At 41.5% G+C, this 19,289-nt stretch carries 21 protein-coding genes and 1 rRNA gene; 10 read left to right on the top strand and 12 right to left on the bottom strand.

The window, feature by feature from the left end:
• Positions 1-103: 103 nt before the first annotated feature.
• Positions 104-218: ribosomal RNA gene (rrf, locus tag B9T26_RS11520) — 5S ribosomal RNA — on the top strand.
• 134 nt (positions 219-352) lie between these two features.
• Here the strand turns inward: rrf and B9T26_RS11515 are convergent.
• Positions 353-1,726 carry a dihydrolipoyl dehydrogenase gene (locus tag B9T26_RS11515; protein ID WP_086199828.1) on the bottom strand — a complete coding sequence of 458 codons (1,374 nt, stop codon included), beginning with the start codon at positions 1,724-1,726 and terminating at the stop codon, positions 353-355.
• Positions 1,727-1,880: 154 nt separating this feature from the next.
• Between B9T26_RS11515 and B9T26_RS11510 the strand changes: the two genes are divergently transcribed.
• Positions 1,881-3,356 carry an Ig-like domain-containing protein gene (locus tag B9T26_RS11510; RefSeq protein ID WP_086199827.1) on the top strand — a complete coding sequence of 492 codons (1,476 nt, stop codon included), beginning with the start codon at positions 1,881-1,883 and terminating at the stop codon, positions 3,354-3,356.
• A gap of 562 nt (positions 3,357-3,918) precedes the next feature.
• Here the strand turns inward: B9T26_RS11510 and B9T26_RS11505 are convergent.
• Entirely contained in the window at positions 3,919-4,254 is a 336-nt protein-coding gene (locus B9T26_RS11505) for a TIGR01244 family sulfur transferase (protein ID WP_086176848.1), read from the bottom strand.
• A gap of 124 nt (positions 4,255-4,378) precedes the next feature.
• On the opposite strand from B9T26_RS11505, the gene B9T26_RS11500 reads away from it, so the two are divergent.
• Genes B9T26_RS11500 through B9T26_RS11490 form a run of 3 tightly spaced genes read left to right on the top strand, consistent with a single transcriptional unit; the run spans position 4,379 to position 6,140 of the window.
• Positions 4,379-5,275 (top strand): alpha/beta hydrolase, encoded by an 897-nt coding sequence (locus B9T26_RS11500; protein ID WP_086199826.1) that lies wholly within the window; start codon positions 4,379-4,381, stop codon positions 5,273-5,275.
• Complete coding sequence (gene trxC / locus B9T26_RS11495) at positions 5,276-5,713, top strand: thioredoxin TrxC (protein ID WP_086176846.1); 438 nt, start codon at positions 5,276-5,278, stop codon at positions 5,711-5,713.
• A 55-nt stretch (positions 5,714-5,768) separates the two neighbouring features.
• Positions 5,769-6,140, top strand: a complete 372-nt coding sequence (locus tag B9T26_RS11490; protein ID WP_413772767.1) for an acyl-CoA thioesterase — start codon at positions 5,769-5,771, stop codon at positions 6,138-6,140.
• 98 nt (positions 6,141-6,238) lie between these two features.
• Here B9T26_RS11490 and B9T26_RS11485 read toward each other — a convergent pair whose 3' ends face one another.
• Together B9T26_RS11485 and B9T26_RS11480 are read right to left on the bottom strand one after the other, a co-directional pair.
• Complete coding sequence (locus B9T26_RS11485; protein ID WP_086199824.1) at positions 6,239-6,739, bottom strand: DUF4442 domain-containing protein; 501 nt, start codon at positions 6,737-6,739, stop codon at positions 6,239-6,241.
• Between the two features lie 31 nt (positions 6,740-6,770).
• The gene (locus tag B9T26_RS11480; protein WP_086199823.1) at positions 6,771-7,259 is read right to left on the bottom strand and encodes a YajQ family cyclic di-GMP-binding protein; all 489 of its coding nucleotides are present in this window, start codon (positions 7,257-7,259) and stop codon (positions 6,771-6,773) included.
• A gap of 91 nt (positions 7,260-7,350) precedes the next feature.
• Between B9T26_RS11480 and B9T26_RS11475 the strand changes: the two genes are divergently transcribed.
• Positions 7,351-7,665, top strand: coding sequence for a rhodanese-like domain-containing protein (locus B9T26_RS11475; RefSeq protein WP_086199822.1), 315 nt, complete (start codon positions 7,351-7,353; stop codon positions 7,663-7,665).
• A gap of 118 nt (positions 7,666-7,783) precedes the next feature.
• Here B9T26_RS11475 and mnmC read toward each other — a convergent pair whose 3' ends face one another.
• The 4 genes from mnmC to B9T26_RS11455 form a co-directional block, all read right to left on the bottom strand.
• Entirely contained in the window at positions 7,784-9,685 is a 1,902-nt protein-coding gene (mnmC, locus tag B9T26_RS11470) for an FAD-dependent 5-carboxymethylaminomethyl-2-thiouridine(34) oxidoreductase MnmC (protein WP_086199821.1), read from the bottom strand.
• Between the two features lie 67 nt (positions 9,686-9,752).
• Positions 9,753-10,277, bottom strand: a complete 525-nt coding sequence (locus B9T26_RS11465; RefSeq protein ID WP_086199820.1) for a hypothetical protein — start codon at positions 10,275-10,277, stop codon at positions 9,753-9,755.
• Positions 10,278-10,281: 4 nt separating this feature from the next.
• Positions 10,282-10,584 carry a YciI family protein gene (locus B9T26_RS11460; RefSeq protein ID WP_086199819.1) on the bottom strand — a complete coding sequence of 101 codons (303 nt, stop codon included), beginning with the start codon at positions 10,582-10,584 and terminating at the stop codon, positions 10,282-10,284.
• A gap of 26 nt (positions 10,585-10,610) precedes the next feature.
• The gene (locus tag B9T26_RS11455; protein ID WP_086176838.1) at positions 10,611-11,225 is read right to left on the bottom strand and encodes a septation protein IspZ; all 615 of its coding nucleotides are present in this window, start codon (positions 11,223-11,225) and stop codon (positions 10,611-10,613) included.
• A gap of 45 nt (positions 11,226-11,270) precedes the next feature.
• Here B9T26_RS11455 and B9T26_RS11450 point away from each other — a divergent pair, with 45 nt between their 5' ends.
• Positions 11,271-12,122 carry a PHP domain-containing protein gene (locus B9T26_RS11450; RefSeq protein ID WP_086199818.1) on the top strand — a complete coding sequence of 284 codons (852 nt, stop codon included), beginning with the start codon at positions 11,271-11,273 and terminating at the stop codon, positions 12,120-12,122.
• Positions 12,123-12,261: 139 nt separating this feature from the next.
• Here B9T26_RS11450 and B9T26_RS11445 read toward each other — a convergent pair whose 3' ends face one another.
• Both B9T26_RS11445 and radC read right to left on the bottom strand, forming a co-directional pair.
• Complete coding sequence (locus tag B9T26_RS11445) at positions 12,262-13,173, bottom strand: bestrophin family protein (RefSeq protein ID WP_086199817.1); 912 nt, start codon at positions 13,171-13,173, stop codon at positions 12,262-12,264.
• A gap of 82 nt (positions 13,174-13,255) precedes the next feature.
• The gene (gene radC, locus B9T26_RS11440; RefSeq protein WP_086199816.1) at positions 13,256-13,939 is read right to left on the bottom strand and encodes a RadC family protein; all 684 of its coding nucleotides are present in this window, start codon (positions 13,937-13,939) and stop codon (positions 13,256-13,258) included.
• 113 nt (positions 13,940-14,052) lie between these two features.
• Between radC and coaBC the strand changes: the two genes are divergently transcribed.
• Positions 14,053-15,318 (top strand): bifunctional phosphopantothenoylcysteine decarboxylase/phosphopantothenate--cysteine ligase CoaBC, encoded by a 1,266-nt coding sequence (coaBC, locus tag B9T26_RS11435; RefSeq protein ID WP_086199815.1) that lies wholly within the window; start codon positions 14,053-14,055, stop codon positions 15,316-15,318.
• A gap of 153 nt (positions 15,319-15,471) precedes the next feature.
• Complete coding sequence (locus B9T26_RS11430; protein WP_086176833.1) at positions 15,472-15,852, top strand: cytochrome b562; 381 nt, start codon at positions 15,472-15,474, stop codon at positions 15,850-15,852.
• Positions 15,853-16,041: 189 nt separating this feature from the next.
• Here B9T26_RS11430 and dusA read toward each other — a convergent pair whose 3' ends face one another.
• The gene (dusA, locus tag B9T26_RS11425; protein ID WP_086199814.1) at positions 16,042-17,061 is read right to left on the bottom strand and encodes a tRNA dihydrouridine(20/20a) synthase DusA; all 1,020 of its coding nucleotides are present in this window, start codon (positions 17,059-17,061) and stop codon (positions 16,042-16,044) included.
• A 212-nt stretch (positions 17,062-17,273) separates the two neighbouring features.
• Between dusA and B9T26_RS11420 the strand changes: the two genes are divergently transcribed.
• Positions 17,274-17,918 carry a HEPN domain-containing protein gene (locus B9T26_RS11420; protein ID WP_086199813.1) on the top strand — a complete coding sequence of 215 codons (645 nt, stop codon included), beginning with the start codon at positions 17,274-17,276 and terminating at the stop codon, positions 17,916-17,918.
• Between the two features lie 54 nt (positions 17,919-17,972).
• On the opposite strand, the gene B9T26_RS11415 is transcribed toward B9T26_RS11420, so the two are convergent.
• The gene (locus B9T26_RS11415) at positions 17,973-19,166 is read right to left on the bottom strand and encodes an MFS transporter (protein ID WP_086199812.1); all 1,194 of its coding nucleotides are present in this window, start codon (positions 19,164-19,166) and stop codon (positions 17,973-17,975) included.
• Positions 19,167-19,289 lie beyond the last annotated feature (123 nt).

The raw sequence follows: 19,289 nt of genomic DNA, 5'->3' as shown, positions 1-19,289 counted from the left end.
AATATTCAACTTAGATATACCTGTTAATGTATTCTATTTGGTACGAAGTAAGGCATACATCAAATGATGTAAATAAGACCCGAACAAGTCCATAAACAGTTGTGCTGGCGACAATAGCAAGAGTGAACCACCTGATCCCTTCCCGAACTCAGAAGTGAAACCTCTTAGCGCTGATGGTAGTGTGGGATTACCCATGTGAGAGTAAGTCATCGCCAGCTCATTATTCCTAAAGCACCCCTGACTCTAACGAGTCAGGGGTGCTTTTTATGTGCATTAGAAAGATTAAATTAGAAAAATATCATCAAAGTAATAAAAAGCCCTTTTTTAATGTGAATCAATTTTTCATTATTGGCTACTTTAATTGTCTTCTCGCATGTTTTAGTGCGCTTCTTAAACCTTCTTCTAATGTTGGATGATAGAAAGGTTTATCCAGAATTTCATCCACAGTTAAATTTTCAGAAATTATCCATGCCAGTAAATGAGCCATATGTTCTGCAGCTTCAACAAATAATTCTGCACCTAATACTTTGCCTGAAGATTTATCGACATATACTTCAACAGCACCAGTATTTTTAGCTAGTACTAAGGCACGTCCTTGTTTTTCATAAGAAACAGTTCCAGTGATAAATTCAATTTTTGTATCTGTAAGTTGTTTGAAACTTTGCCCTACAGTTGCCATTTCTGGTGCACTAAATACGATAGCTAGAGGTGTGAGTGTCTTTAAGTTTTTGATTGCAGGATAGTTTAAACAGTTGTGTACAGCCTGACGACCTTCATGTGCTGCTTCATGTTGAATAGGGGTATTGGTATGGGCATCACCTGCAATGAAAATGGGATAGTCTCCCAGCTGTTTGGTTTTACTATTAACAGGAAGTTTTTTAAGATCGGTATATGCGTGATCAATATTATTTAATAGCAACGTATCTAAATAACTTTTCCGGCCTGTTGCAACCAGGAGATATTCTACATTAAGTTGTTTCGGCTGATTATTTTCTTCGAAGTGAATAGTAACTCCGTCAGTACCACGCTGAACTGCAGTTGGTAATTTTCCAAATTTGATGTCTAAATTTTTACTGATTTCATCTTGGGCTAATTTTTGCAGAGCTGGGCTGCTGAGAGCTCCAACTTTACGACTACGTGCAAAAACGGTTGTTTTAACACCTAATTTTTGCATGGCTTGTGCTAGTTCAATAGCAATCACGCCACTACCAATGACTGCCAAAGACTGGGGTAATTTTTCTAATTCAAAAATTTGATCGGATGTGATGAGTCGATCACCGAGTTGCTCTTTCCATTGGGAATCGAAGGTTGGGGTAGAGCCTACAGCCAAGATAAAACTTTTAGACTGATATTTCTGACTGTTTACTGTTATCGTATTTTGATTAACGTATTGTACTTGTCCCGATATTTTATGTTCTGTTGGCCAATTATTTACATCTTTAAGTGTTGCATTGCTAAAATGGTCTCTAAGCGTTCGAACATGATGCATTACTTGTGAGGTATTAATTTCAGCTACAACATTTAGTCCGACTAAGTTGGCATTTTCGATTTCATGTATACGATTTGCAGCGGAAATAAGAACTTTACTTGGCATACAGCCGACACGGGCACAGGTGGTATCCCAAGGTCCATCATTAACAATAAGAATATTTTGAGTGTATTTAATGGCTTCTTGATAAGCAGCGATTCCGGCAGTGCCAGCACCGATAATAATTAGGTCATACATTGTGAAATGGCTCACTTTTTTATCATATTTTTAGGTTAACATGGTAAAACATTTATCATGCTTTTATTTACATAAAGTACTAACTATGCTTACATATCAAGCAATATTAATTAAGAACAAAGCTCTAAAATTTTTGAGGGTTTCGGGGATATTCATGAGTAAAAATATTAGTTTAAAATTATCTACAGTTGCTTTGGCTGTTTTACTTGCAAGTTGTGGTGGTGGAGGGAGTGAAGGTTATTTTAATAACGAAGGTTCTTCTTCTAATTCTGGAAATGGAAATACTAATACTGGTGGGAATACAGGAACATCGGCAACAGTTTCTGCATTAAAAATTGAATTAGATAAATTATCTATGGCTGCAACGAATGGACAGCTTACTGTGACTGTTCGGGCTTTAGATGAAAATAAAGGTGGTGTTGCTAATGCTGATATTACTTTAATGATTGTTGATCCAACAAATAATGTAAGTAATTCTAGTATTGCTAAACAAACGACTGATGCATCTGGAAATGCAGTTTATGTATTAACCACACCTAGTACTTCAACTACATTATCAGATCTAATAAAAAATGGCTTTAAAATTGTTGCTAAAACTAATAGTGGTCAATTAAGTCAAGAACAAACAGTTACTGTAACTGGTGCTGATACCAATAACGGTTCAGATACAACCAGTATTGTTTTATTTGATGCAACTAAAACTACATTGAATGTACGCGGTGATCAAACAACCGTAACTTTAACTGCTGTAGATGCAAATGGTGCAACTCTAGCAAACCAAGCTATTTCATTGAAAGTTAAAAATTCGGCTTTGAATGGCGTCAAATTTACTCCAAATGCAACTCAAACAGACGGTAATGGGCAAATTACTTATACTTTATCCTTTACTGAGGCACAGAGACTATCGGCATATAGTGCTGCACAATTTGTTTTGGATGATCTAGTGCTTGAAGCAAATTTTGGACAATCTACTCAGGTTTATACATATAAATTAGATGTTGTGAATTCAACAGTACCTCAGCCTGTTGGTGCAATTACTGTAGCTTATAATCCAACAAAAATTGAAGACTCATCAGATGGTGTTTATTATTATCAAAATATCTCAGTTCAAGTAACGGACGTAGATGGTAAACCTCTTCCAAACCAAGACGTTGTTATGGGAGTCAATGCGCTAAGTTATAATAAAGGGAATTTTGGTTTCTTTGATACCGATCTTCCACCAGATGGTAAAGTAGATAAATACCTTCCTGATGTGATTACACAATGTGTTTCGCCAATTATAAAAGTGAATAGCGGAGGAAAAGAAATAGATCAACTAGCGCCAGTTAAGCCGGGTAAAACTGTTCAAGTTGTATCTTTTATCAACAAAGAAAATGTGCCAGCTACGAATAATAAATATACTACCGATGCAAATGGCCGCTTTGATTTAAAAATTCAATATCCTAAAAATTATGCAGGCTATTTGAATATTCAAATTCTTGCCGATTCGATTGTAAGTGGTAAACAAATTAGTGGTTCTACTAGCCTTGGTTTGAGTTATTTAATCAGCGATGTGGATGTAGCAAATGGTATTGCTCCTAATTTAGTTAGTCCTTATGGTACTTCTCTCAATTGTAATGATGGCAATTAATTTCAATAAAAAACAGCGCTTCGGCGCTGTTTTTTATTGGGAACTTTAAATTGAAGTTCCCACACTTACCCCAACCGTAGGTCGAACATTCATTGAGCTACATCCCGCAATGACACATGAAATAAGAAATAGAACAATTATTTTATTCATAGAACAATCCTAATTTTGCTTCATTAAATAATAGGCAAGAGCAAGTGCCACTTCGATCTATCATTACTATAGGTTTTGTAAGCCCATAATCGTATTCGGCAAATTCCACCCCCGTCTGTTTTAAAAATTTTACTATCGGTAACCGGGGATTAAATAACGCTTATAAAGCAATTGTTCAACAATAGGTCTTAATTGAGAGAATGAAGCCAAATAGCCTTATCACTCATCAGACGGGTGTGAAGTGACATATATGATAGACTTAAAATCTTTAAAAAATTTAAATTGATCAGTTGTCATTTGACCTCCTAATACCGCCAGAAAAGCTTAACCTACAGATTGAATCAATAGGTTATATAAAAAACTCGGCATTAAAGGTCAAAATGAAACTAAAAAAGCACGGTCAACAACGTGCTTAGTCATCCAATAAATCCATTTGTTTCGCCAGTTGGAATAGATTATTTGAGCGGTTTCCGGTACGGCAGAACATGAGTACAGGTTTTGGAAGTTCATTGTAGTGATTAGCAAAAGTACGTACATCGACTTCAGTAATTTGACCCGCTACCACGGGTTGGAAAACGTAATCTAAGCCTGCATTGCGTGCAGCTTCTTCAATTTGTGCACTTGTTGGTTGTTCTGGACCACCTTCCATATCTGGGCGATTGTTGATAATCGATTTAAAACCTTTTTCAACAACTTGTGCTACGTGCTCCGGAGAAATTTGACCTGCAAAGCCAACATTTTCACTCATTTTGTCACTCCATAATTTGCTCAATAGATATATGCTTTATGATAGCATTAAGCTGAAACTTGAGCTTGATCTGTTGAAATTTTTATAAGCGATTACAATCATAAAATAACGCAATGGAGCGCGTATGCATTCCTATACAGTTGAACCACTGTATGTAAATAGTGGGCAAGAGGTTATTGCTGCGGATTTTTACCGTCCCAAAACAGAACATAAACCGGCTGTGATTATTATGGCCCACGGTTTGGCAGCTTTACGTCAATTTAAACTGGTTCAGTATGCCAAGCGTTTTGCTCAGGCCGGTTATGCTGTTGTGCTGTTTGATTATCGTTATTGGGGCGGAAGTACCGGTCGTCCACGTGAACTGGTATCGATTCAATCACAATTAGAAGATTGGCGAACCATGATTGCGCATGTATTAGAGCGGAAATCGATTGACCCGCGACGCATTGTGCTTTGGGGAACCTCCTTAAGCGGCGGCTATGCTTTAAATCTGGCGGCAGAGTTGAAAAATGTTCAAGCGGTTATGGTACAAGTGCCGTTTGTTGATGGCACAGAAAGCGCCAAGCTTTATCCTTTACAACAACTCCCGAAAGCATTAAAAATATCAAGTCAGGACTATATGGGCGCGAAAGTGGGAATGTCCCCAAAAACATTACCTGTTGTGGACAGAAAAGGCTTATGCTTTATGCCTACAGCAGATAGTTATGAGGGATATTTGTCTATAGTTAACCCGGATTATTTCTGGAGTGGTGAGATTCCAGCACGCGTTTTTTTCAACCTGATCCGTTATCGTCCTATTCAGGATGTCCGTAAAATTAGTGTGCCTGTTTTATTTATTGCTTCCAAACTAGATAGCCTGATTCCGATTGAGTCCAGTCGTGAAACGGCAACCAATATTGCACCTTATGTACAATACCATGAATGGGATATGCAGCATTTTGATGTCTATCATGGTCAATGGTTTGAAAAAGCCATATCAACCCAATTAGAATTTTTACATCAACATATTGGAGTGAGCTAAATGATTATTGTATGTCCTGCGTGTGGTGCTAGAAATCGAGTACCTGAAGATAAACTAGAAGCCAATCCAAACTGTGGTCAGTGTCATCAAGTGCTTCTTCCTCTTGCTCCCATTGAGTTGAATGAGCACAATTTTAGTAACTTTGTCACCCACAGTGAATTACCTGTACTCATTGATTTATGGGCAGAATGGTGCGGCCCCTGTAAGATGATGGCTCCTCATTTTGAACAGGTCGCAAAACAGAATCCCAAAGTGATTTTTGCAAAAATTAATACCGAGGAATCACCTCAGCTCAGTGGCGCTTTTGGTGTGCGCAGTATTCCCACTTTAGTTTTGATGAATAAAACCAATGAAATTGGTAGAATAAGTGGTGCGCTACGATCTACAGAGCTACAACAGTGGCTAGATCAACATTTAAATGCCAATACTGGGAGTTAACGTGTCAGATATTCATGTAAAACCGGAAGGAACGCTTTCCCTTCAAACCATTGCGATGCCAGCAGATACCAACTGGAGTGGTGATGTCTTTGGTGGGTGGATTGTTTCACAAATGGATTTGGCAGGTGCAATTCACGCAGAGCGTTTTAGTAAAGGACGTTGTGCAACCATTTCGATTAATCAGATGACTTTTCTGGTTCCAGTCAAAGTTGGTGATGTAATTAGTTGTTATACCAAGATTTTAAAAGTGGGTAATACTTCTATTCAAATGCAGATTGAAGTGTGGGACAGCCACGACGATTCACGTGAACCTATTCGCGTAACTGAAGGCGTATATACTTTTGTTGCAGTAGATGTAAAAGGTGCGAAGCGTCAAATTCCGGATGAGGTCAAACAAAAATATCAGGCATCACAACCCCTAAAATAATTTGAAATAAAAAGCCCAATCATGATTGGGCTTTTTATCATCTTAATGGTCTTGTATTTAGAAATACATTGATATGACTGAAAATTTTTAAGATTAAATTAGTTCTTTAAATGTGACTTGGATACCCAAGCCCAGAGCATTTCACACTGAATCGGTTGTTCACCGGATTCATCCGTCACCTGAACGCTCACCAGCGTTTCGCCTTTTTCAGTGCTTTGCATCAGTTTTTGCTGCTCATCCGTTAATGTGGCAGTTGCAACCATGGCACCTTTGGTTGGACGCTTAAAATCAACTTTTAAACTTTTGATCAGCACAATACAGGAGTCAGGAACATTCATTCCAGTAACAAAACCGGTGGCGGTTTCAGCAATCAGTGTCATGGCGCAAGCATGCACCTGACCAATATGATTTTGCATGGCACGATGGTTTTCAATCTTGACCACCACTTTGGAATGACTGACTTCCAGATAGCGGATATGCGCACTACCAACCATCGGCACGACCCGACCAAACACTTTGCTCCACAGTCTACTACGGATGCCCTGAGGTAATTTAGCAGTTGCTTTTACCAGTTTGGATAAGCGGTTGGTCGATGTCATGAAGTTCCTCGATGGCTATTGCATTACAGCATTAGTCTTTAAAGTTGTTAAACTGCAAAGGCACACCAAATTGCTGTTCTTTTAAAAATGCCATTACTTGTTGCAAAGTATCGCGCTTTTTATCAGTTACACGAATTTTGTCGCCTTGAATTGAAGATTGCACTTTAATGCCACTTTCTTTAATGGCTTTATTAATTTTTTTTGCAGTATCAGAGTCAAGACCATCTTTAAGCTTGATCACCTGAATCACATTTTTGCCAGAAGCGGTCATTTTTTGCGGATCAAGCGCCTGAATATCGATTTTACGTTTAAAGAAATGATTTTCCAGCATGCTATAGACTTGTTCACATTGGAAATCGCTTTCAGTACTGATTTTGATTTCCTTGTTTTTTTCATTTAATTCAATAGAAACGTCTTGTCCGCGGAAGTCAAAACGGGTTGCAATTTCTTTTTGCGTGTTTTGAACAGCATGATTTACTTCAAAAATTTCTAATTCAGATACAATATCGAAAGAAGGCATGGTTTAGACCTTTACAAAGGGAAAGAATATCTGAGATGCTAGGGATGTTTTCTTCATTTGCCAAGTGTTGTTTACATCAAAGGAGTGCACAATGATCCGTAAACAAGAAATTACAACATTTGAGTTCCCAGAAAATGCAGTTATCTGGGATGTTCGTGATACAAAAGCCTTTGCTGAAGGTCATGTTAAAGGTGCTGTAAATCAGCCCATTGATGGCTTGAGTGCAAACAGCTTAACTCAGGTGGAGTCGGATCAGCCTATTTACATTTTATGCGGTGGTGGTAGTAAAGCTCCACGTGCAGCTGAGAAGTTAGAGGGTCTGGATAGCTCACGTGAATATGTCATTCTGATGGGCGGTACTCGCGCTGCTCGTGATGCAGGCATGCCACTAGAACAAGGTTCATAATTATCTTGTGAAAAAAGCGCCGAAAGGCGCTTTTTTATTGGCAAATAGAAAATTTCCTCTTCTTAATCTTCTCCCTGTAGGAGAGATAATTTCTATCTTTTCAAAGCACAAGGAAGAATTAAAGATTAGGCTTAAAATAAGGCTTCTTTGCTTTCACTTTCTTATCAAAGCGTCTGGCACTGAGTTTTTTCAGTAAAGTCGATGAAATTGGGCAGGCTTCACCCAACACCTGAGCGGCCAAAACTTCACTGCATAGTGGCGCAAATAAAAATCCTTTCGAACCCAGACCCGTCAATGTATAGATCTGCTGATCATCTTTCACCTGACCTACGACAGGAAAGTAATCCTGAGTTTGTGCGCGTACAGAAGCCCGGCCTTGCCAGCTTTCCACGGGTGCTAAAGTTTTGCCATATTCAGGAAAGACACTGTGAATAAGCTCTTGGTTATGCACATGATCTTCTAGTAGCACTTCATCATCATCTCGGTTTGGAAAAAAAGAAGCACCTAAAATGAGATGATCTGTATCTAGCTGCATGCAATAGCCACCATAGCTATAGGCCTGCGTATGATCTAAGGGCTGTGCAGAATTGTTGACCCAACTGACCTGACCCCGAATGGGCTTTAGTACAGGAAAATGCTCAAAGAAATTTTGGCTTTGTCGTGCAGCACAGACGATCACATGATCAAATTTACCCAATAATTGCTGTGTAGCATTGAATAGATTCACCAAATTCGCCTGTTTGATTTCGGTGACTTCTGCCTGCTGATATTGGATTAAAGGATGTTTAAGAATTTGCTCAGCGAATTGATGCGGCGCAACAGCACCTGCCTGCAATAAATTGAGACTGGGCAATTCAGTCTTTAGACTACAGTTTATGGCGGATTCTGCCTGAAGAATACCTTCAGGATATTGCTGTGCAAGACCGAGCAATTCATCAGCATTTTTCAGTGCCAATTGGCTCACCTGAATCGGGCGGAAAGCTTTAAAGGTTGCATAATGATTTAAGGCATGCTGCCAGGCCAGAGTCATCAGATGATCGGCACTTTGTTCAATCGGACACAGTTTGGGATTCAGTAATGCCAGCGGATTGCCAGAGCCGCCGGAAAGAGGCGCTGTCTGGTCATAAATGGTGACGTGATGGCCACGTTGTGCAAATGCCCAGGCACAGCTTAAACCTGCGATTCCTGCACCAATAATCGCAATCTGACGCTGTTTAAAAACTGTAGCGCTTAATTCAGTTTTTTTTTGAGCGGAATCTAAATCTTCCGAGATTGCAGCAAGATCTTCGGGCGCATTCCAGATGGCTTTGAGCATTTCACGCTTATGCTTGAAACCGCGCGGACGTGCAATAGAAATACCGTGATTTTTCAGGCCGCGTTTCAGTACGCCGGCAACGCTGAATGAAGCGAAAGTGGTTCCGACATCTGATAAACGCACAATATTGTTGAGAACGTTTTCTTCCCAGATATCCGGGTTACAAGATGGGGCAAAGCCATCTAAAAACCATGCGTTGACTGCTGCCGTTTTTTCCATGACCGGAAAAACATCATGCGCATCACCCAGCCATAGATCCAGGCTAAAACGCTGTTCAGGGAAAGATAAACGGTGACAACCGGCAATCGGCAGGGGGTATTGCGCAATCAGCTGTTCAGCCAAGGGCTTAAGTTCCGGCCATGCATTGAGGGCACGTATCAGGTCATCTTTGCTTAGTGGAAATTTTTCCACAGAAATGGCATGCAGATGGCTGTGATTGTCTGGACGAACCTGTTGCCAAAGCTGCCACAAGGCCAGAATATTTAGGCCTGTACCAAAACCGGTTTCACCGACACAGAAATATTCGAAGTCATTCAGCTTTGCCAGACGGCTAGATAAATCATTGCCATTTAGAAACACATGCCGTGTTTCAAGCAAGCCATTATCTTTAGAGAAATAAACGTCTCCAAACTGTTTGGAAACGGGAACATCAATTCCATCAACCTGTTGCCAATCCAGATTGGCAGTTTGAATGCGGCTAGACAAAACCTAAATTACCTTTAAAAGAATCAGTAAGAACGCAATAAACTCAATACAGCAGTCAGTACCACAATTACCACTGACGACGACGTTTGGTGTACACATAACTGGCAATCAGGAAGCCCAGCAACACGCCGACCGCTATCGTGGCTGCACCGTATAAAAACATTTGTGCGCTACGTTCGCTTTGCAGTACCTGGACTTGAACACCCAAACTGTCATTTTTCAATTGCAGTTCCTGGTTCTGTGACAAGGCATCTAAATTGGCTTTTTCCAGTTGCTGTAAACGTGTGGCCTGATCTTTAACCAGCGCTTTTACTTTGGCATCTTGCACTGCTTTATTTTTTGCAAGTTGCTCTGCGGTTAGAGGTTTGGCTTCAAGGGGTAAACCATTGGCATCCAGATTGGCAGCAGGAACAGTACCCGGTTTATTGGCAGCTAAAGTTTGTGGCTTTTGGGTCTGTTGTGCAGATGGTGTTGCAGTCGTTGCTTGAGCAGCAGGGGCTACAGCAGGTGTTGGAGCAGGAGCAGGTTCTACCGCCCAAGCTGTTGAACAGATTAAAGAGAAACCCAATAAGCTTGAAACTACAACACGCATGATTTTATCCTTGAGGGAAAGCTTTATTAAAAGGTTTCACATCAATATGACCATATACGCCTTCTTTTAAGAAAGGCTCATCTTGTAGCCATGCATCGAGTGCTTCTCGGGTCTCAAAGTCAACAATAATCGTGCTGCCATAAAAACCTGCTTGTGGATTGCCTGGATCTTTAGGCATCGCACCTGCCACAATTAAACGACCCTCATCATTTAATTTTTGCAGACGTTGCAAATGTTGTGGACGTGTAGCTAGACGTTTTTCGACTGTACCTTCGTTATCAGTACAAGTTACCACGAATAAAGGCATATTCTTTCTCGATCAGTTGACCTGAATTAGGCTTCAGGCGACTTAAAATGTTTGCGCAAGACAATAAACTGAATAATGATAAAGGAAAACATCACAATCATGTCACCAAATGCGGTAAATTCGCCCCAATATTTTCCATGGGCAAATATAAATGCGAAGAAAACATGCAAGAACGACATGAATGCAAACATTCCAGCCCATGCGAAGTTTAAGTTTTTCCAGCCTTTAGCTGTTAAATTGAAAATAGGGCCAAATAAACGCTGAATCAGCGGATTTTTATCTTTGGTAAAATAAGGGGAAAGCAGGAAAGCACCGGCAAAGACCAGATTCAACAGTGCGGCTTTTAAACGGATATAAAAATCATCACTGAGCATTAAGGTGATACCACCAAAAATCACCGTCATAAACAGCACAATCCATTGCTGTTTTTCTAAACGGAATTTCTGGCTGATAAATAGAATGCCATACACCACCAGCATTGAGAGGATCAGACCCGCGGTAGCCACCAAAATGTTGTTATTATCAATACCTCCCGCGGAACCGATCAAATGTAATAGCGGATGCTCGGTATCCTTTGGATCAACAGTTTTATATAAATAAAAGAAAATAATGAGTGGCACAAAGTCTAAAAGTGCTTTCATGTTAGAGTATCTAAATCTGATCAAATAAATGACATAGTATAAGTTATGCAAGGCGTAGATTTACATACACATAGTAATATTTCTGATGGAACTTTGTCTCCAGAACAACTTGTGCATGCAGCCATAGAAAAAGGTATTCACACCCTTGCGCTGACGGACCACGATAGCATGGATGGCTTAAAATTAGCTGAAAAAGTTGCATTAGATTTACCGCTAAAGATTATTTCCGGTGTGGAAATTTCCAGCCAATGGTCACGTCCGGCAACCAAGAAAAACTATGCTGTACATGTGGTTGCGCTGAATATGCAAAATCCGAAGCCTTTGCTGGCCTTACTGGAACAACAAAAACAGATTCGGGCGATTCGCGCCAGACAGATCTGCGATTTGCTGATTCCGTTGATTGGTGAAGATATTTACGCCGATGTCATTGCCAAAGTGGAGGATGTTGCAGACCGGATTACCCGAACGCATATTGCCAAAACCCTGGTGGAAAAAGGTTATGTGAGCCGCCCTCAGCAGGCCTTTGATAAATATATTAAAGAGGGTAAAAAAGCCTATGTGAAATTTGATGGTTTAGGGTTGCAGGAAACCATTCAGGTGATTCATGAGAGTCAAGGTTTCGCCGTACTTGCGCACCCTACGCGTTATGACCTGTCTGCCACCAATATCCGCTATCTGATTGAAATTTTTGCCGAGTTTGGTGGTGATGCTGTTGAGCTTCCTCCTGCAATTGAACCCGCCTCTACACGTCAGATGGTGGATCGCATGATTGAGGAATTTGATTTAAAGGTTTCTGTGGGCAGTGATTTTCATGGCGATCATATGCCGTGGATTCGATTGGGCAATATTCCACGCCTTAAAGAAGGGCAGGTAGGGATTTGGGAGAGTTTTCGTTGATTAATATTTTAACCTCTCCCTAACCCTCTCCTGAAAGGAGAGGGAACCCCTTCCTTTGAAAAAGGGAGATTTTCTCCTCCCTGAATGAGTTTTAAGCACTGCTTTAAAAAGAAATGCAAGAAAGGGAGGTTGGGAGGGATTATAAAAGATTATGATCTTGCGCCTGAATCGGTGGCGGGGTCGGTTTACCTAAAGTTCCCAGCAGTTCAATTTCAATGGTGCGTACCATTGCATCGAGTGGCAAGTCATTGCTTTGAGTGCCAAAGGGTTCTTCAATTTCGGAACTGAGTGCATCCAGACCTAAAAAAGTATAGGCCAAAATCCCCACCATTAATGGTGTGGCCAAGCCCAAGGTCGCCCCCAGACTGAAAGGCAACATAAAACAGAAAAAATATACGGTACGGTTCAGCAGCACCGAGTAGGCAAAAGGCAAAGGCGTAGTGGCAATACGGTCACAACCGGTTTGAACCAGACTCAATTCAGTCACATGCTGGTTCATCTGGGTATAAATAATATCGGAAATTTCACCTTCTTTAAGTGCCTGCATGAGCTCCCACTGAATCAGGCTCAAGGTGTATTGCGGTGCGTTGGCCTGCTGATAAAGCTGGGTTAAAGCCTGTTGGCTCATGCCGCTGGTTTCCACCAGAGCCAGGGGATTGGCCGTTTGGTGACGTAAACGATCACGCAAGACATTGGCAAACACAATCACGTGCTGGATGATCCGTTCACGGCGTCCTTGACTGAACATACGACAGTCGCGGTCAAAATGCCGGGCATTGGCAATCAGCATGCCCCAAAGTTTACGTGCTTCCCACCAGCGGTCATAACAGGCGGTGTTTTTAAAACCGAGAAAAATGGACAGCACCACACCAATTAAGGTGAAGCCCACCAAGGGAAGTTCTGGAAAATGAAAGTAACCAATATAAGACAGTCCGCCAATTACTGAGGAGATCAGCATGACCACACCTAAAGGCGGCAAAACCTTGGGCAGAATGGTTCCACGCCAGGAAAAGAGCAGCTTGAATATGCTAGGTTGATCACGAACAATCATGTTATTAGTATCAGCAAAATTTTTGTTGATCTTCAATGTTAGCCGGGCTGTTGTCAATATTTGTTACAATTATTTGTGCAGCTTAAATCAGCCCCAGTTCAGCCAATGAACAAGTTCCTTCCGGCGATACAATACAATGATCTATCAGCTTGATTTCCAATAATTGACAGGCCGTTAAAATACGCTGGGTAAGTTCAATATCGGCATTGGACGGCTGTGGCATACCCAAAGGATGATTATGCGCAATCACGATGCTACAGGCATGTTGATTGATGGCATGGCGAAGCAGCTGATTTGTAGAAATTTCACACGAATTAACTGAACCATAGAACATTTTTTTAAAGCTTATTTTTCTTAAATGCGGATCGAGGCAAAGTACGGCAAAAACTTCCTGCTTTTCACCCAGCAATTCAAATTTCAAAAAATCCAGCAAGGTTCTTGAGTTATTCAGTTCAATTTTCTCTTGCTGCAAATGTGCTGAAATATAGCGCCGTCCCAACTCCTTAACCGCAATCAGTTGGGCATATTTGCTGGCACCGATGCCATGGAACTGGCTTAAATCCTGAAGATCGGCATCAAAAATAGGATTAAGCCCGCCAAAATGCTGCAATAACATTCGTGAAAGTTCTACGGCAGAATGTTGTTTAGAGCCGGAGCGTAAAAAGATGGCCAGCAGTTCTGCATCTGACAGGCTAGCTGCACCTTGTTGAATCAGCCTTTCGCGTGGACGTTCCTGTTCAGGCCAGTGTTTGATCGATAAATTCATTGTTTTTAGACTTTTTTATTATTAGTGAGGGCTATTACCCCGAGTCGCTGACTTGGGTATGAGTTTATTTAATGCTATTGTGAGCGCCACTGCAACAGAAAGGTAGCCTGTTCGTGAGCTTCGATTTGAGTGTGATTCCAAATAAAAACATTGTTTTAGCGGTAACTGGTGGTATTGCGGCATATAAAAGTGCCATTTTGGTTCGTCGTTTAAAAGATGCGGGCTTTAATGTCCGTGTGGTGATGACGCAGGGGGCACAGGCTTTTATTACTCCGTTGACGTTTCAGGCCCTGTCGGGAAATCCGGTTCACACTGAATTACTCAATCCAGAAGCTGAAGCAGGGATGGGGCATATTGAATTGGCACGCTGGGCGGATTTATTGCTGGTTGCACCTGCAAGTTGTGACACTCTGGCTAAATTCGCTAACGGTCTGGCCGATGACCTGTTAAGTACTTTATATCTGGCAACCAAGTCTCCGGTTTGGGTAGCACCCGCCATGAATCAGCAAATGTGGGCGGCCAAAGCGACGCAGCGCAATTTGAATATTTTGGTGGAAGATGGCGTGCATGTGATTATGCCGGATGCCGGTTCACAGGCCTGTGGCGATGTCGGTTTGGGGCGTATGCCCGAGCCGGAAGATTTAGCACGACAAGTGACTGAATATTTCCACAAGGCGCAGCGCGCGATTGCCGAAAAATTTGGCATGCTGGCGGGTAAACATGTGGTGATTACCGCAGGTCCCACCCGTGAAGCGATTGATCCGGTACGTTATATTTCAAATCACAGTACCGGAAAAATGGGCTTTGCCTTAGCTGCTGCCTGCTATGCAGCAGGCGCTAAAGTAACTCTGATTGCAGGCCCGGTAAGTCTGGATACGCCGAATGGTGTGCGCCGTATCAATGTGTCATCTGCGGTAAAAATGCTGGAAACCAGTATGCAGATGCTGGATGAAGGTTGCGATATCTTTATTGCAACGGCTGCAGTGGCAGATTATCGCGTAGCAGAAGTGGCCGAGCATAAAATCAAGAAAGCCGGTGATGAGCTGAATGTAGCTTTAATTAAAAATCCAGACATTGTCGCGACCATTGCCCAGCAACAAAAGCGTCCATTTATGGTTGGATTTGCAGCAGAAACCCGCAACGTTGAAGAATATGCCGCAGGCAAACTGGTGGCTAAAAAACTGGATATGATTGCCTGCAATGATGTATCACGGCCTGATATCGGTTTTGCCTCTGATGAAAATGCCATGATTGTGTTCTTTGCCGAGCAGTATCAAATGCAGAAGCGTGATCTGGAAAAAGCCTCAAAACAGGAAATTGCCCAGCAGCTGGTGGAAGCGATTCATGATGCCTTGCAACATGAAATAGAGCCGGTTTAAATAAAGCTGAAGTTATTCATTAAAATGCAACGAATCCGTTGCATTTTTTATGCAATTTACACTATGTTTAATGCTTAAAACATAAATGTTCAGAACAATTTAAACGCAATAATAACCACAATTTAAATGGATCTTTCAAAGGACATCATCAACATGATCAAAAAAACTTTATCCGCAGTAATATTTTCCATTGCTTTATCGTCCAGCAGCCTGAGTTTTGCACACGGTGCTCTTGAACATAATATGCAAACCCTCGCTAAAAACTTTAAAGCTTTTAATAAGGCCAAAAATCAGCAAGATGCGCTGCAAGCGCTGGATAATATGAAAACCGCAGCCTTAGACTCCAAAAAAGTGGACTTAAAAACCAATGATGCGAAAGCACCAAGCTCAGATGCTTTGTTTGATCAATTAGTGGCCGAGATTGATAAAACCAGAACATTGGTGCAGGCTGGTAAATTGGATCAAGCTAAACTGGAAGGCAAAAAGATTGCTGCGGTGAAAGATCAGGGCCATGCGATTTATAATCGTCAATGATTTTATCCATATTCACCATTCGGGCTGATCAATGCTGAAAATCTGGAATAAGCCAGTTTTTGTTTATTTTTCAGGGCTTGTTATATGAACTGTGTAAATCTTACTTCAGCAAGCAGCATGAAGAATTAAAATAAAAATGCCAGCCTATTTCTGAATAGACTGGCATTTTGTTTATAAGGATGCATACAATCAATTCGAAGTCAAAGAATTCTGATTTTCTTTCAAATATTCTTCAGTACGCTGCATCGCTTCCTGAATATTGATTAATGCCGTTTCCACATCTTTTAAAGTTTTGGCATTGCCACCGCTTAAGGCCTGGCGCCATTTACGCGCACCCGGCAAGTTCTGGAATAACCCTAAAATATGACGGGTAATAATGGAAAGTGGGGCACCTTCTTCCATACGTTTGGCAATATAGGGCATCATTTGCGCCATAATATCAAAGCGGTCAGGCGCTTGCAGATTCCATAATTGCCCCAGTTCAGCTAACAGATACGGGTTGTGATAAGCCTCGCGACCAATCATTACGCCATCGACATGTTTTAAATGTTCTTGGGTTTCAGCCAGGGTTTTAACCCCGCCGTTAATTTCAATCAGCAGGTTCGGACGTTCCTGTTTTAAACGGTAGACATCTTCATAACGCAAAGGCGGAACATCACGGTTTTCTTTAGGCGATAAGCCCTGAAGCAGGGCAATACGTGCATGCACGATAAAATTGTCACAACCGGTTTTGGCCACAGTATCGACAAAATGCAGCATTTCTTCATACGACTGCATGTCATCAATACCGATACGGTGTTTGACCGTCACAGGAATATCGACGGCATTGCGCATTTCAGCAATACATTCCGCCACTAGGTTGGGTTCTGCCATTAAGCATGCGCCAATTTTATTGTTCTGTACGCGGTCACTTGGGCAGCCCACATTCAGGTTGACTTCATCATAGCCCCAGTCTTGCGCCATTTTAGTACAGGTCGCAAGGTCTTTCGGATTCGAGCCACCGAGTTGCAGTACAATCGGGTGTTCTTCGTGGTTATAGTCCAAATGACGATTCGCACCACCAAACAGAATGGCGCCAGTCGTCACCATTTCGGTGTACATAATGATATTCGGATTAAATAGGCGGGCAAAAAAACGGTAGTCACGAGTGGTCCAATCCATCATCGGCGCGACCGAAATGCGAGGTTGTAAAGATTGGAGAGCAGTCATGGCGTAAACCTGAAATGATGAAAAACCGGAGCGCGGATTATACGTGCTTTCTGCTCAAAGCAACAACACAGGATCGGGAACTAAAAAATAAGGGATATTTTAGTATATTGATTATTCAGTAAAAAATGACCGTTTAATCAATTTGTTATATTGTAAATATTATAAAAGTGAGTATGTTTAATTAGAAGAATAATAAAGTACGAGAATTTAAAATGATGCTTTTGGAAGAAATCTTTAAAAGTAAAAAGGCCGAGCATTCTGATTATTTCAACCTGAGAATTCATCGTGGCTTAAGCTGGCTAAAAAAATCGCTAGAATTAGATAGCGACCTTGATCTTAAATTCATGAGTCTGTGGATTTCATTCAATGCCATTTATGCGCAGGATGCCACGCTGAATCAAGATAAACAAACATTACGACAGTTCCTATATTTAATTTGCCAGAAAGATCAGGAACATAAAATCTATCATATTCTTTGGGATAAATTTAGCCATCCCATTCGCCTGCTTTTAGAAAATCCTTATGTGTATCAGGGTTTCTGGGATTTTCAAAATCAAAAAATCAGCCAGCACAGCTGGAAAGAAGATTTTGAACAGGAAAAGAAGAAAGTCCATAAAGCCTTACAGGAAAAAGCTTCGGTAGATATTTTATTTGTTGTTTTTAATCGTCTTTATACCTTGCGTAATCAGATGATTCATGGCGGTGCCACCTATAATAGCTCGGTCAATCGTCGACAATTGCAGGATGCCTGTAATATTTTGGCGGCATTGTTACCTATGTTCATGCTTATACTTCTGGAAAATGCCAAAACGCTAGATTTAGGCAAACCATTTTACCCCGTGGTGCAAGTATCCTAAGACTAATGACTTGAAATAAGCCCCAAGATAAAAGGTCGTTTCAAGAGCAGCTTTTTATAAAAGAGAAGCTTTGCGAGCGTGATAGCGCATATCCAGAAATGCAAAAAATGCCGCGCAGAGCACCAAGCTTAATCCTGTAATACAGGTCATGTTCCAGCCACCATGATGCCATGAATAAACACCAAGTGCCGAACCACAAGCTCCACCAATAAAATAAGCGGTCATGTAGATGGAATTAATTCGGGATTTTGCCTCTGGATGCAAGCGGAAAATAATACTCTGATTGCTGGTATGCACCACGGTCAAACCCAGGCTGATAATGCCGTAACCCACAACATAGCCCCATAAAGCCTGTCCGCCAATATAGAAAAATAGCCAGCTGATCATCAGCAGTGACAGACCGATCCATGTCAGTGCCAAGGTATGGCCACGATCGGCAATCTTGCCAATTTTAGTGGTCGATAATGCCCCAAACACGCCAATTAAAGTCACTACACCGACCAATACATCGGATAAATGAAACGGCTCGGAACTGAGTAAAACGGCAATGGTCGAAAACAGGGTACTCATGGCAGCAAAAATAAAACCACCAATTAAAGCGCGCAATCCCAAACGTGGTTCCTGTTTTAGTAAAACCGCCATAGATTTAAAAATTTTGGCATAACTCATTTTTAAGGTCGGAATATGGGGAAGCCTGCTTTTAAGCAGGAAAGCCAAGAGCAGCATTAACAGGGCACTGACTACATAAATGAGTTTCCAGTGAAATAAATTCGAGAGCAAGCCGGCCAGACTGGTAGAGAGCAGCAGACCGACTAACAGCCCGCTCATTAAAAATCCGACCACTTCACCGGTTTTTTCCGGTTTGACGGCCATGGTGGCCAAGGGAATCAGAACCTGTGCAGCAACAGAAAACAAGCCTGCAATAATGGTTCCCAGCCAAAGCATCGGCAGGTTGACGGCAAAAGCACAGAGCAATAAACCAAGGGCGGCCAGAAACATCAACAGTGGAATAAATTTGGTTTTATTGACGATGTCACCGACCGGAACAATAAACAGCAGTCCAAGCGCATAAGACACCTGGGCAAAAGTCACGGTTAAAGCCACTTGTGATTCAGCCACATGGAAGTCTTGCTGAATGGAATGGATTAAAGGCTGGCAGTAATAGTTGGCTCCCGCACATAGACCACAGGCCATGGCCATCAGCCAGAGCAAAGATTTATCCTGGCTAATGTCGAGAGAAGTCTTCATAACAGTCCTTGTTTTATTTCAGGCAGGCAAAGCTTGCCGGTATTGCAATGTATATGCAGAGTATAACAAGCACATCGATCTGAAGGCACAAATCTTTGGAAAAGCAGTCTTTCGCTGGATTGT

Source organism: Acinetobacter sp. ANC 4169 (assembly GCF_002135355.1).
Lineage (GTDB): Bacteria > Pseudomonadota > Gammaproteobacteria > Pseudomonadales > Moraxellaceae > Acinetobacter.
This window is presented reverse-complemented; position numbering and strand designations above follow the sequence as displayed.